The 12,596-nt window shown below is 70.9% G+C and carries 11 protein-coding genes; 7 read left to right on the top strand and 4 right to left on the bottom strand.

Annotation, left to right across the window (positions count from 1 at the left end):
• Positions 1-156: 156 nt before the first annotated feature.
• A complete protein-coding gene (gene aceB, locus Acy02nite_RS02505) occupies positions 157-1,779 on the bottom strand; it encodes a malate synthase A (RefSeq protein WP_203738099.1) in 1,623 nt (540 codons plus the stop codon).
• A gap of 28 nt (positions 1,780-1,807) precedes the next feature.
• Positions 1,808-3,094: an isocitrate lyase gene (gene aceA, locus Acy02nite_RS02500; protein ID WP_203738098.1), complete on the bottom strand. Its 1,287-nt coding sequence runs from the start codon at positions 3,092-3,094 to the stop codon at positions 1,808-1,810.
• Positions 3,095-3,211: 117 nt separating this feature from the next.
• Between aceA and Acy02nite_RS02495 the strand changes: the two genes are divergently transcribed.
• Positions 3,212-4,666, top strand: coding sequence for a helix-turn-helix domain-containing protein (locus tag Acy02nite_RS02495; protein WP_307872269.1), 1,455 nt, complete (start codon positions 3,212-3,214; stop codon positions 4,664-4,666).
• Positions 4,667-4,834: 168 nt separating this feature from the next.
• Here the strand turns inward: Acy02nite_RS02495 and Acy02nite_RS02490 are convergent, their stop codons facing one another.
• Positions 4,835-5,386, bottom strand: coding sequence for a hypothetical protein (locus Acy02nite_RS02490; protein ID WP_203738096.1), 552 nt, complete (start codon positions 5,384-5,386; stop codon positions 4,835-4,837).
• A gap of 346 nt (positions 5,387-5,732) precedes the next feature.
• Here Acy02nite_RS02490 and Acy02nite_RS02485 point away from each other — a divergent pair, with 346 nt between their 5' ends.
• Positions 5,733-6,194, top strand: a complete 462-nt coding sequence (locus Acy02nite_RS02485; RefSeq protein ID WP_203738095.1) for a GNAT family N-acetyltransferase — start codon at positions 5,733-5,735, stop codon at positions 6,192-6,194.
• Positions 6,195-6,476: 282 nt separating this feature from the next.
• Here Acy02nite_RS02485 and Acy02nite_RS02480 read toward each other — a convergent pair whose 3' ends face one another.
• Positions 6,477-7,346, bottom strand: coding sequence for a LysR family transcriptional regulator (locus tag Acy02nite_RS02480; RefSeq protein ID WP_203738094.1), 870 nt, complete (start codon positions 7,344-7,346; stop codon positions 6,477-6,479).
• A 91-nt stretch (positions 7,347-7,437) separates the two neighbouring features.
• Here Acy02nite_RS02480 and Acy02nite_RS02475 point away from each other — a divergent pair, with 91 nt between their 5' ends.
• The 5 genes from Acy02nite_RS02475 (at position 7,438) to Acy02nite_RS02455 (ending at position 12,507) form a co-directional block, all read left to right on the top strand.
• Entirely contained in the window at positions 7,438-8,649 is a 1,212-nt protein-coding gene (locus tag Acy02nite_RS02475) for an MFS transporter (protein WP_203738093.1), read from the top strand.
• Between the two features lie 73 nt (positions 8,650-8,722).
• Positions 8,723-9,391 carry a response regulator transcription factor gene (locus tag Acy02nite_RS02470; protein WP_203738092.1) on the top strand — a complete coding sequence of 223 codons (669 nt, stop codon included), beginning with the start codon at positions 8,723-8,725 and terminating at the stop codon, positions 9,389-9,391.
• Positions 9,388-10,926, top strand: a complete 1,539-nt coding sequence (locus Acy02nite_RS02465; RefSeq protein WP_203738091.1) for a sensor histidine kinase — start codon at positions 9,388-9,390, stop codon at positions 10,924-10,926. The genes Acy02nite_RS02470 and Acy02nite_RS02465 overlap by 4 nt, the downstream gene beginning before the upstream one ends.
• The gene (locus Acy02nite_RS02460; protein ID WP_203738090.1) at positions 10,874-11,776 is read left to right on the top strand and encodes an ATP-binding cassette domain-containing protein; all 903 of its coding nucleotides are present in this window, start codon (positions 10,874-10,876) and stop codon (positions 11,774-11,776) included. Before Acy02nite_RS02465 ends, Acy02nite_RS02460 begins: the two co-directional genes overlap by 53 nt.
• Entirely contained in the window at positions 11,773-12,507 is a 735-nt protein-coding gene (locus Acy02nite_RS02455) for an ABC-2 transporter permease family protein (RefSeq protein WP_203738089.1), read from the top strand. Before Acy02nite_RS02460 ends, Acy02nite_RS02455 begins: the two co-directional genes overlap by 4 nt.
• Positions 12,508-12,596: the final 89 nt, after the last annotated feature.

Here is a 12,596-nt window from a genome sequence, read left to right as displayed (position 1 = left end):
CGGCGGCCCGGACCACGGCGGACGTAGGACATGAAGATCTTGACGTTGATCTCCGGGCACGGGAAAGGCCGGCGTCTCACTGGAGACGCCGGCCGGTGAAAGGCTGCGGTGAAGCCGGGGCAGGTCGGAGGGCTGCCCCGGCTTCACCTCACCGCGTCAGGCCGCGACAGTAGCCTGGGCGGTGACCGGAACCGACCCTCCCGACAGGTGCCGTAGATATGCCGGCAGGGTCAGGAATTCCGGGCACGTCCGTTCGGTGAGCAGGACCGTGAGGAGCATGCGGGCCTGGCCGAAGAGCCGGGCCGCCTCCTCGTCCAGCGCACCGGTCTCGCTGAGGACGTCGAGCTCCTCGCGCAGCATCCGGGTGACCAGGGCGGCCGTGACCGGGACGCCGTAGTCGGTGGGGGTGCCCGACGAGATCCACTGCCAGAGCTGGGCGCGGCAGATCTCGGCGGTGGCGGCGTCCTCCATGAGGCCGCCGAGCGCGACGGCGCCGCGCCCGCCCAGCCACGACGCGATGTAGCGCAGGGCGACGCTGACGTTGGTGCGCAGCGCCACCTCGCTCACCGACACGTCGGCGGCCTTGACGTCGAGCAGGTCGGTGGCGCCGACCCGGACGTCGTCACGCTTGCGCACGATCTGGTGCGGCTCGTCGCCGAGCCACTGGTCGAACACCTCGCGGCACGTGTCGACCAGGCCCGGGTGCGCCACCCAGGAGCCGTCGAAGCCGTCGCCGACCTCGCGGCGTTTGTCCTGCCGGACCTGGTTGAGCGCGCGTTTCGCGGCGACCGGGTCACGGCTGGGGACGACCGCGGCCATCCCGCCGATCGCGTGCGCGCCGCGGCGGTGGCATGTCTTGACCAGCAGCTCGGTGTAGGCCCGCATGAACGGCGCGGTCATCGTGACCTGGGACCGCTCGGGCAGGACCACGTCCGGCCGGTTCTTGATCATGCTGAACAGGTAGTCCCAGCGGCCGGCGTTCAGGCCCGCCGAGTGCTCGCGCAGCTCGAAGAGGATCTCGTCCATCTCGAACGCCGCGTTGATCGTCTCGATCAGGACCGTGGCCCGGATCGTGCCGCGCGGGATGCCGAGCAGGTCCTGGGCGAAGACGAAGACGTCGTTCCAGAGGCGGGCCTCCAGGTGCGACTCCAGCTTCGGCAGGTAGAAGTACGGGCCGGAGCCGCGATCGATCTGCTTGCGGCCGCAGTGGAACAGGTACAGGCCGAAATCGAACAGCGACGCGGAGACCGCGCGCCCGCCGATCCGCAGGTGGCACTCCGGCAGGTGCCAGCCCCGCGGGCGCACCATGATCGTCGGCAGCCGCTCGCCGACCTGGTACTCACGGCCGTCCGGAGCGGTCCAGCCCAGCGTCCCGTCCAGCGCGTCCTTCAGGTTGACCTGGCCGAGAATCACGTTCTCCCAGGTGGGCGATGTGGAGTCCTCGAAGTCGGCCATCCAGACCCGGGCGCCCGAGTTCAGCGCGTTGATGGTCATCTTGCGCTCGGGCGGCCCGGTGATCTCCACCCGGCGGTCCATCAGGTCCGGTCGCGGCGGGGCGACCTGCCACGACCGGTCGTCCCGCACGTGCTGGGTGGAGGGCAGGAAGTCCAGGTCGGTGGTGCGGGTGGCGCGGCGGCGCCGGCGGCGCTCCAGCAACTGCACCCGGCGTGCGCCGAACTCCCGGTCGAGGGCCACCACGAACGCGACGGCCTCGGGGGTCAGGATCTCGGAGTATCGGTCGGCGGTGGTTCCGGTGATGGTGATCTCTTCGGCACCCATGATCAGATCTCCCTGCCCTGTCGGTGGATCAGAACTGCTCGGCCTCGGTGCTGCCGGACAGCGCCGTGGTGGACGAATCGGGGTTGAGGGCGGTGGAGACGGCGTCGAAGTAACCGGTGCCGACCTCGGCCTGGTGCTTGGTCGCGGTGTAGCCGTCGGCCTCGGCCGCGAACTCGGCCTCCTGCAGCTTCACGTACGCCGTCATGCCGGTCTCGGCGTAACCGCGGGCCAGCTCGAACATCGAGTGGTTGAGCGCGTGGAAGCCGGCCAGGGTGACGAACTGGAACTTGTAGCCCATCGCGCCGAGTTCCTTCTGGAAGCGGGCGATGTCGGCGTCGTCCAGGTTCTTCTTCCAGTTGAACGACGGCGAGCAGTTGTAGGAGAGCAGCTTGCCGGGGTGCACGGCGTGCACGGCCTCGGCGAACTTGCGGGCGAACTCCAGGTCCGGCTTGCCGGTCTCGACCCACAGCATGTCGGCGTACTCGGCGTAGGCGATGCCGCGGGCGATCGCCGCGTCGTCACCCGGGCGGACCCGGAAGAAGCCCTCGGCGGTGCGCTCGCCGGTCAGGAACGGCTGGTCGCGCTCGTCCACGTCGGTGGTGAGCAGGTCCGCGGCCAGGGCGTCGGTGCGGGCGATGACCAGCGTCGGCACGCCGGCCACGTCGGCCGCCAGGCGGGCCGCGTTCAGGGTGCGGATGTGCTGCTGGGTCGGGATGAGGACCTTCCCGCCCAGGTGGCCGCACTTCTTCTCGCTGGCGAGCTGGTCCTCCCAGTGCACGCCCGCCGCGCCGGCCGCGATCATGGCCTTCATCAGCTCGAACGCGTTGAGCGGGCCACCGAAGCCGGCCTCCGCGTCGGCGACGATCGGGGCGAACCAGTCGCGCTCGTACTTACCGTTCGAGGTGTCGATCTGGTCGGCGCGCAGCAGCGCGTTGTTGATCCGCCGGACCACCGCGGGAACCGAGTTCGCCGGGTAGAGCGACTGGTCGGGGTAGGTGTGCCCGGAGAGGTTCGCGTCCGCCGCAACCTGCCAGCCGGACAGGTAGATCGCCTTCAGGCCGGCGCGCACCATCTGGGTCGCCTGGCCACCGGTGAGGGAACCGAGGGCGTTGATGTAGTCCTCGGTGTGCAGCAGCTCCCACAGTCTCGCGGCGCCGCGCTCGGCCAGCGTGTGGCGCTCCTGCAGGGTGCCCCGCAGCCGGACGACGTCCTCCGCGGTGTAGGTGCGCTTCACACCCGCCCAACGGGGGTCGCTGGCCCACGCCTGAGTGAGGTCCGCAGCGGTACCGCCCCTGGTTTCGGCAAGCTCAGTCATCGGTGATCCCTTTCGTACCCTGTCGCGTCTTCCGTTTGGAAGAACTTCACTCTCACGGATCCCACCAGCCCCTCTGAAGACCTTTGTGAGAAGAAGAAGTGCGAAAATTCTGTTAGCGTGAAACCCGTGACGGCTTCATCTTCGGACTCTGTCGACCTTGTGACCCTCGGTCAGCGTCTGCGGCATTTGCGACGTGTCAAAGGCATGACCCTCGACCAGCTCAGCGAGGCGGTCGGCCGGGCGCCGTCCCAGCTCTCCCTGATCGAGAACGGCAAGCGGGAACCCAAGCTCTCGGTCCTGCAGGCGATCGCGGGCGCGCTCGACGTGACGATGCAGGACCTGCTGCGGGCCGAGGCGCCGTCGCGGCGGGCCGCGCAGGAGATCGAGCTGACCCACCTGCAGAAGAACCCGGCTTATTCCGCTCTCGGGTTGCCCGTCGTCAAGGGCGGGCGGCGGCTGCCGGCGGACGCGCTGGAGTCGCTGATCGGGCTGCACCGCGAGCTGAACCGCGTGCTGACCGAGCAGAGCGCCACCCCCGAGGTGGCCCGGCGCGCCAACGCACAACTGCGGGCTGACATGCGTAAACGCAACAACTACTTCGCCGAGATCGAAGCCGCGGCCAACAAGATCCTGCTGTCCGTACGGCACCCGACCGGCCCGCTGTCACAGCGCGGGATCCTCGACATCGCCGCTCAGGTCGGGTTCACCCTGCACTACGTGAACGACCTGCCCAGCTCGACCCGCTCCGTCACCGACCTGAAGAACCGCAGAATTTACCTGCCGCAGGTGGCCAGCGGGAAGGGACACGACCCGCGCGGCGTCGTGCTGCAGACCCTCGGACACTTCGTGCTCGGGCACAACGATCCCGCCGACTACGGGGACTTCCTGCGGCAGCGCGTCGAGGTCAACTACTTCGCGGCGGCGCTGCTGATGCCGGAAAAGTTCGCCGTGGACTTCCTGACCGCTGCCAAGGCCGACCGGGCCCTCGCGATCGACGACTTCCGGGACGCGTTCGGGGTGTCGTACGAGACGGCGGCCCACCGGTTCACCAACCTGGCCACCCAGCACTTCGGGATCCCGGTGCACTTCGCGCGGGTGCACGAGAGCGGCATCGTCTACAAGGCGTACGAGAACGACAACGTGCGCTTCCCTTCCGACGTGACCGGGGCGATCGAGGGGCAGCCGGTCTGCCGCAAGTGGGCGTCGCGGACGGTGTTCGAGGCGGAGGACCCGTACTCGTCGTTCTACCAGTTCACCGACACGACGGCGGGGACGTACTGGTGCACGGTCCACGTCGAGTCGACCCGGTCCGGGGAGTTCTCGGTGACGGTCGGGACGCCGTACGAGCATGCCCGCTGGTTCCGGGGCGGCGACGTCTCCGGGCGAACCGTCTCGCACTGCCCCGACCCCGACTGCTGCCGGCGTCCCCCGGCGCAGCTCGTGGACCGGTGGGCGGGCAACGCCTGGCCGTCGGCGCGGGTGCACTCCCACCTGCTCGCGGCGTTGCCGCCGGGCACGTTCCCGGGCGTCGACAACCGGGACGTGTACGACTTCCTGGAGCGCCGCGCCTGATCCGGGCCGGCGTCGGGCCGGCCGCCACCGTGGTTTCGGTCACCGCGCGCATGGCCCACACACGGACGCGCCGGAGACCCCCACTGGTTCGAGGGCCTCCGGCGAGGCGGTTCCGTGCGGTGGATCAGGATCCGCGAAGGATCAGGTTGCCGTTGTCCGCGGCGCCGCTCATTTCGCTGGCGCGTTTTGCGGCGCCGCATTTCCCGCGGCTTTGTCCGCTGGTGTTTCGTTCAAGCCCAAACCGCGCAGGATGTTATCGCGGTTCGCGTTTCCGCGCAGCGCGGTCAAGGATTTCAAGCGGCCCAGCAAAGTCGTGGAAGATGCGGGGCATTTCAAGTCTTGAATCGCCGACAGGGTCTTCTCGAACCGTTGGATGCGGCTTTCGAGGTCCGTTCCACTCGGGAGGTTCGCGTTCTTGAGCGCTACCTGCGCGTTCACCTGGGCTTGAGTGGGTGGGCAGCGACCGGGAACGTTCACCCCGGTAGGGCCGACGCGGTCGGCCGTCGCGTTCGGATTGCCCGGGCTGAAACCCAGCGCCGGCACCAGAGCGTTGATGTTGCCGGCGCTGGCTCCGGCGTTGCCCTGGCCCGCGTCGGCTCCGGGTTGGACGGCGGCCTGGCCCATCCCCGTGCCGACCGCGAGCGCCGAGCCGAGCAGTGCTGCGGCGGCACCTCCAATCACCAGCTTGCGCGTCCGGCTGCTGACTCCGCGTCGATACATGCACGGCTCCTCTTCGTTTCGGTACTGCTTGTGCCGAGAGATACGAGCGATGATGTGGCAGCAGTTCATGACGCTGAGCAAGCGTTCCTTAAAGTTTCTTTAAAGAGACTCCCGGGGCGTGCAGCCGCCAGCATCGTCGCGCCCACGTCCACGGGCACCCGGCCGCGGGTCAGCAGCGAGCCCGCCACCATCACCGTGACCGCGAGCGGCACCGTTCACACGGCCGGCATCGCTCGCTCAGCGGCAGACGAGGACCCACGACCGCCCGCTCGGATCTGCGGCATGTGAGTACGGTTGTCCCGCCTGCTCACTTCCTTCGTACCCGGAGGAACGGCAGAATGCGGGAATGGTTGAAATCCGCCTGTTCCGAGCCGGCGACAGTGCCGCCGTCAGCGACGTCATAGTGCGATGCCTGCAGGAGGTCAACAGTCGCGATTACTCGGAAGCGATCATCGCGCGTATGTCTGCGCACTTCTCCGCCGAGCGGATAGAGCAACTTGCCGAGGAGCGACAGATGTTCGTTGCCGTTGACAAGGGCGCTGTTGTCGGCACGGTCTCCCGTGACGGCAACAAGGTTTTCACGATGTTCGTCCAGCCGCGGATGATCGGCCACGGCGTGGGGCGGCGCCTCATGCAGCACATTGAGGCGCTGGCTGTGGAGAATGGATACGACTACATGGAAACCGGCGCAAGCATCACCGCGCACGGGTTCTACCAGCGATTGGGATATGTGGACGTACGCACGAGCGAGACTGAATTCGGCTTCAACTACGTTTTACGGAAGCCACTCGACTCGACACAAGCGTGAACCGATCGGCGTAGCGGCCGAGATCGGTCATCACTTGCGCCGGAAGTAAATGGGCATCACCGAACCTTCACCTGGCTTCACCGCACTCACATCGGCATGACCGGGAGCCGGCCACGGCACGGTCGCCCATGGGGCGTGACGGTGTTCCGAGGCCTGGAGTCGGTGGTGTGATCCGGCCGCCGACAAGAAGACTCGAGCAGGTGAGCGAGCTTTGTCGCGGGGTGGAGCCGGCCGGCCTGACGGAAAGTCCGCTCGAACGGTGGAGCCAGCCGGCGGAGCGGGTCAATAGGCGGCGAGCAACTGCTCGAGCAGCGCGGCGGTCGCCTCGCCGATCGAGGTCCGGGTCACGACGCTGAAGTCCCAGGTGATGCGCTCGGTCAGCGGGACGACCGCGACGCCCTCGCTGGGCGGGATCAGCAGCTCGGGAAGCAGCGCGATGCCCAGGCCGTTCGCGACGAAGACCGGGATCGCGCTGGTCTCGGTCGCCTCGGCCCGGACGTCGCGCACGATCCCGCGGGCGCCGAGCGCGGCGTCGAGGACGTCCCGGTTGCCGAAACCGGCCGGCGCGTCCACGAAGTGCTCGTCCGCGAGGTCCGCCAGCGTTATCGACGCGCGTGAGGCCAGCTCGTGGCCGACCGGGAGGACGGCCGCGTAGGGAGTGGTGGCCAGCCGGTGCACGGCGAGGCCCGGGGCGGTGGCCGCCGGGAGCCCGTACAGGCTGAGGTCGAGCCGCCCCCGCCGCACGGCGTCGGCGAGCTCCGCCGAGCCGGACGGGGAGGCGCGCAGGTGCAGGTCGACGAGCGGGTGGTCGCGGTGGAAGGCGCCGATGACGCGCGGGATCGCGAGGTAGCTGACGCTGGAGAACACCCCGATGCGCAGCTCGCCCCGCAGTTCGCCGCGCGGGTCGGCTGCCGTGCGGGCACGGGCCTCGGCGTCGGCGAGCGCTCGGAGCGCGGGGAGCACCGCCTCCCCGGCGGGGGTGATCCGCACCCCGCGCTGGTCCCGCTCGAAGAGGGCGGTGCCGAGGTCCCGCTCCAGGGCGCGAACACCGGCGGAGACGGTCGACTGCGCCGCGTAGACCCGCTGCGCCGCGCGGGTGAAGCTCAGCTCGTCGGCGACCGCGATCGCGTACTGGATCAGTCGGGTTTCCATCGTTTCGCCTGCCGCTCCATCGTTCCGGTCGATGACAGTGAACAAGAGTATGCGTTGGACACGATGACAGCGGGCCGCCGAGCATGCAGTAGTGACCACCACCGCGGCTCCGGCCGAACCTTCAGCCACTCGACGACTCCCGCACGGGGCGGGGTTCCGGATCATCGCGCTCGCCTTCGGCACCGAGCTGGCGTTCTGCGCCGTCCCGACCCCGCTCTACGCGATCTACCAGCAGCGTGACGGCTTCCCGACGATCGTTCTCACGGTCATCTTCGCGGCGTACGCGGTCGGGGTCATGCTGAGTCTGTATCTCGCGGGCCATGTCTCCGACCGGCTCGGGCGCCGGCGGGTGATCCTGGGCTCGCTCCTGCTCAACCTGGTGGCCGCGCTCCTCTTCCTGGTCCGTGACGACGTCGCCGGGCTCATCGTGGCCCGCTTCGTCAGCGGGCTCGGGGTCGGCGTTCTCACCGCGACGGCGACCGCGTACCTCGCCGAGCTGGGTGCCGCGGCCGGTCACGCCCGAGGCCGCGTCACGCTGGTGTCGACCTTCGCGAACCTCGGCGGCATCGGCCTCGGCCCGCTGATCGGCGGGTTCGCCGCGACCTGGTCCCCGCGACCGCTCGTCACGCCCTACGTGGCCTTCGCCGTCCTGCTGGCCGTCGAGGGGATCCTGGTCGCGTTCGTCCCCGAGACGGTCGAGCGCCGTGCGGAGCGGCACGCCTACCGGCCGCAGCGCGTCGCGGTGCCGGCGGCGGGGCGGGGCACGTTCTGGGCGGCCGCGGCGGCGGCGTTCGGGGCGTTCGCGGTCTTCGGCACGTTCATGGGGCTGTCCTCGACCTTCCTCGTCGGTCTCCTGGGGCGGCACTCGCACCTGCTCGCCGGCCTGGCGCCGTTCGTCGTCTTCATGGCGGCGGCCCTCGCGCAGGTCGTCACCGCGCGGATGGCGACGCGCCCCCAGATCGGGTATGCCATCGGGCTGGCCACGCTCGGGCTCGGGCTCATCGGGGTCGCCGCCGTCGTCGCCTCGCTTCCCCTGTTCCTCGCCGGCGGCGGGGTGGCGGGCGCGGGGATCGGCATCCTGTTCCGGGCCGCCCTCGGCACCGTCGCCGCGGTCGCCGACGCGGAGCGGCGAGGCGAGGCGCTGGCCGGAGTCTTCCTCGTCGCCTACGCCGGCATGACCGTCCCGCCGCTGCTCACCGCCGCCGCGCTCAGGGTCTGGCCCACCGTCGCCGTGCTGGTCGGCCTGGTCACGTCCGCCGCGATCCTGGTCGCCGTCTCCGGCTCCCGGATGCTTCGCCGCTGAACAACCAGGGCGGAGTCTGAGAGTTCTCCAAGCATGGCCGGGTTTTACCGGGGAGCCGCCATAGGGTTCGGGCATGCGGCGGCTGTTGGTTGTGGACGATGAGGCGACCGTGCGCGAGTTGCTCTCCGAGGCGCTGCGCTTCGCCGGGTTCGCGGTGAGCTCCGCGGCGACCGGGGCCGAGGCGGTCGCGGCCGCGGTCCGGGAGCCGCCCGACCTCGTCGTGCTGGACGTGATGCTGCCCGGGATGGACGGGTTCGAGGTGCTCCGGCGGCTCCGGGCTGCCGGGGTGCGCGTTCCGGTGCTCTTCCTCAGCGCCAAGGACGCCCCGGACGACAAGATCGCCGGGCTGACGGTGGGTGGCGACGACTACGTGACCAAGCCGTTCCACCTGCGGGAGCTGATCGCGCGGATCACGGCGGTGCTGCGCCGGTCCGGGGACGGCGCGCTGGTCGTCGGCGATCTCACGCTCGACCCGGACACCCAGGACGTGAGCCGGGGCGGGCAGCCGGTGCGGTTGTCGCCGACCGAGTTCCGGCTGCTGAAGTTCCTGATGACCAACGCCGGTCAGGTGGTGTCCAAGGCAGAGATCCTCGCCGGGGTCTGGCGGTACGACTTCGCCGGGGACACCAGCATCGTGGACACCTACATGTCCTATCTGCGGCGCAAGGTGGACACCGCCGAGCCGAAGCTGATCCAGACCCGGCGCGGGGCGGGATACGTGCTGCGAGGGCCGCGCCCGTGAGGTTCCGGGGCTCGCTGCGGGTGCGGCTGCTGGTGGTGGCGCTGGGGTTGCTGACGGTCGGGATCCTGATCAGCGATGTGCTGGTGCTGCGCGAGCTGCGGGTGCATCTGGTCGATCGGGTGGATCGCCAGGTCTCCGCGTTCGGGCAGCTCATGGCCCGGTTGAACCCGCAGTTGCTGAGCCGGTCGGATGCCGAGCGCGGTGATCAGCTGCTCGGCGGGCTGGATCTGATCGACGATCTCGCGGTGACCTACCTCGACGAGTCGGGGCGGGTCGCCGGCGCGGCGGAGGCGGGACGGTCGGGGAGCACGCCACCGCCGGCCGCGGCCTTGCGTGACCGGAGCGGCGCGCCGGTGTTCGGCGCCACGGGCCAGGACGGCTCGGCCTGGCGCCTGGCGGTGCTGCCCCGGGCCGGCGGCGGCGTCGTGGTGGTGGGCGCCTCGCTCGCGGCCGTCGACGACATCCTCACCCGGCTGCTGGTGTTCTGTGCGCTGACCGAGGCGGCGCTGGTCGTCGTGCTCGGGGCGGCCGGGTGGTTCGGGGTGCCGGCGGCGCTGCGGCCGCTGCGGGCCATCGAGCGGACCGCGGCCGCGATCGCCGCCGGTGACCTGCAGCGGCGGGTGCCGGTGAGAGGGCCGCCGGGCAGCGAGGTGGCACGGCTGACCGCGGTGCTCAACGACATGCTGGCGCAGATCGAGCGGGCGTTCGGGGCGCGGGCGGCGTCCGAGGCGCGGATGCGGCGGTTCGTCGCGGATGTGGGGCATGAACTGCGGACCCCGCTGTTCGGGATCGCCGGGTCGGCGGAGCTGCACCTGATGCGCGAGTCGTCCTCGCCCGGGGAGATCGACCGGACCATGCGGCGGATCGACACCGAGGCACGGCGGCTGACCCGGCTGGTGGAGGACCTGTTGCTGCTGGCCCGGCTGGACGAGCCGGCCGCCGGGCCGGTGCTGGACCGCGAGCCGATGGATCTGCGGACGCTGGCCGCCGACGCCCGGGACCAGCTGGAAGCGCTGGAGCCGGGTCGGGCGGTGACGCTGACCGGGGTCGGCGGCGCCGGGCCACCGGGGGCGGCGCCGGTGCTCGGGGACGAGGCGCGGCTGCGGCAGGTCGTCGTCAACCTGGTGGGCAACGTCCACGCCCACACGCCGGCGGACGGGCCGGTGCGGATCGGGGTGGGGTGTGCCGGGGGCCGGGCGATTCTGGAGATCGCGGACAGTGGGCCCGGGGTTCCGGAGGCGGAGCGGGAGCGGATCTTCGAGCGGTTCCATCGGGGGGAGTCCTCGCGCGCCCGCAGCGGTGCGGGCGGGTCGGGGCTGGGGCTCTCCATCGTGCGGTCGCTGGTCGTCGCGCACGGTGGCGACGCCGAGGTGCGGGACGCGGCCGGCGGCGGCGCCCTGTTCCGGGTGTCGCTGCCGGCGCACTCAGAGCACGCTCAGGGAGTCTGCGGGAACGGTCAGGACGACCGGGCACCGTCGGTTCATGCTGGAGATCCAGGAGCTGACCAAGAGGTACGGCGAGACCGTCGCGGTTGACGGTCTGACATGCACGTTCGAGCCGGGGCGGGTGACCGGGTTCCTCGGTCCGAACGGCGCGGGCAAGACCACCACGATGCTGGTCGCGCTCGCGTTGCAGCGGGCCACCGCCGGGCGGGTACGGGTGAACGGCCGCGACTTCGCGGGTTGCGCGTCGCCGATGCGGGAGGTCGGGGCTCTGCTGGACGCGCAGGCGGTGCATCCGAACCGGTCGGCGCGGGCGCATCTGAGCGCGCTGGCGGCGAGCAACCGGCTGCCACGGCAACGGGTCGCGGAGGTGCTCGACCGGGTGGGGCTCGCCGAGGTGGCCGGGCGGCGGGCCGGGACGTACTCGCTCGGCATGAAGCAGCGGCTCGGGATCGCCGCGGCGCTGCTCGGGGATCCGGGAGTGCTGCTGCTGGACGAGCCGATCAACGGGCTGGACCCGACCGGTATCGCCTGGGCGCGCGGGCTGATGCGGGAGCTGGCGGGGGAGGGCCGGACGGTGGTGCTGTCCAGCCATCTGATGAGCGAGATGGAGCTGACCGCGGATCACCTCGTCGTGATCGGCCGGGGGAGGTTGATCGCGGACACGTCGCTGGCGGCGTTCCTGGACGGGGCCTCGCCGGCCGAGCTGCTGGTCCGGGTCGACGCCGTGGGCTTCGCGCGGGCGCTGCGGGCGGCCGGGGCCGTGGTCCGGGAGCGGCCGGACGGGGCGCTGCTGGTCGGCGGCCTGGAAGCGGCCGCGGTCGGGCGGATCGCGCTGGCCGAGCAGGTTGTGATCACCGAGCTCAGCTCGCGGCGCGGGTCGCTGGAGGACGTGTTCATGTCGGCCACCGCGGACGCGGTCGAGTACGGGAGCCCGCGATGATCAGGTCGGAGTGGATCAAGATGCGGTCGTTGCGGTCGCCGGTCTGGTGCCTGATCACGTTGCTCGGGGTGACCGTGCTGTTCGGGTGGATGATCGCGACGGCGCAAGCTCGGCAGTGGGACGGCGCGCAACCGTGGGACCCGGTCCGGGCCGGTCTCACCGGGGTGATCGTCGCCCAGATCGCGGCGGCGGTGTTCGGGGTGCTGGCGTTCACGACCGAGTCGCTGCGGGTCACCGTGGCCGCCGCACCGCGCCGCGCCCGGATGCTGGCCGCGAAAGCGCTGCTGGTCGCCGGGTTCGTGCTGGTCACCGGGGTGGTGGCAGCGCTGTTCGCCTTCCTGGCCGGGCAGGCGGCCATCGCGGGTCAGGGTGTCCCGCACGCCTCGCTGGGCGATCCCGGGGCCTTGCGGGCGGTGGCGGGCGCCGGGCTGTACCTGAGCGCGGCGGGGCTGCTCGGGCTGGCTGCCGGGGTGCTGACGCGGTCCACGGCGGCGGCCGTGACCAGCGTGATCGTCGGCGGCCTGCTGGTTCCGGTGTTCGCGAACGCCATGCCGGAGGTGCTGGCGCGGTTCGTCATCGGGTACTGGCCCACGGCGGCGGGGCTGCGGATCCTGGCGACGACGCGGGACCCGGCGATGCTAGATCCCTGGCCCGGGTTCGCCGTCCTGGCGGCGGCCACCGGGGCTCTGCTGGTCGCGGCGTTCGTGACCTTCCGGCGGCGGGACATCTGAGACGGTGACGCGGGTCGGGGCGGTCGGTTTCACGACGTACGGGAAAGGGCTTTTGATCGGGTTTGGGTCTTGCCCTAAAGAATCCTTAA

Source organism: Actinoplanes cyaneus, assembly GCF_016862095.1.
In the GTDB taxonomy this organism is placed as follows: Bacteria; Actinomycetota; Actinomycetes; order Mycobacteriales; family Micromonosporaceae; genus Actinoplanes; species Actinoplanes cyaneus.
The sequence above is the reverse complement of the archived record's forward strand: the minus strand, read 5'-3'. Positions and strand labels throughout refer to the sequence as shown.

What these genes read in the sequence shown, in the direction of transcription:
- Acy02nite_RS02490 (WP_203738096.1), bottom strand. Translation starts at nt 5,386, where the DNA reads ATGTATCGACGCGGAGTCAGCAGCCGGACGCGCAAGCTGGTGATTGGA.
- Acy02nite_RS02470 (WP_203738092.1), top strand. Translation starts at nt 8,723, where the DNA reads ATGCGGCGGCTGTTGGTTGTGGACGATGAGGCGACCGTGCGCGAGTTG.
- Acy02nite_RS02455 (WP_203738089.1), top strand. Translation starts at nt 11,773, where the DNA reads ATGATCAGGTCGGAGTGGATCAAGATGCGGTCGTTGCGGTCGCCGGTC.
- Acy02nite_RS02460 (WP_203738090.1), top strand. Translation starts at nt 10,874, where the DNA reads ATGCTGGAGATCCAGGAGCTGACCAAGAGGTACGGCGAGACCGTCGCG.
- Acy02nite_RS02485 (WP_203738095.1), top strand. Translation starts at nt 5,733, where the DNA reads ATGGTTGAAATCCGCCTGTTCCGAGCCGGCGACAGTGCCGCCGTCAGC.
- Acy02nite_RS02480 (WP_203738094.1), bottom strand. Translation starts at nt 7,346, where the DNA reads ATGGAAACCCGACTGATCCAGTACGCGATCGCGGTCGCCGACGAGCTG.
- aceB (WP_203738099.1), bottom strand. Translation starts at nt 1,779, where the DNA reads ATGGGTGCCGAAGAGATCACCATCACCGGAACCACCGCCGACCGATAC.
- aceA (WP_203738098.1), bottom strand. Translation starts at nt 3,094, where the DNA reads ATGACTGAGCTTGCCGAAACCAGGGGCGGTACCGCTGCGGACCTCACT.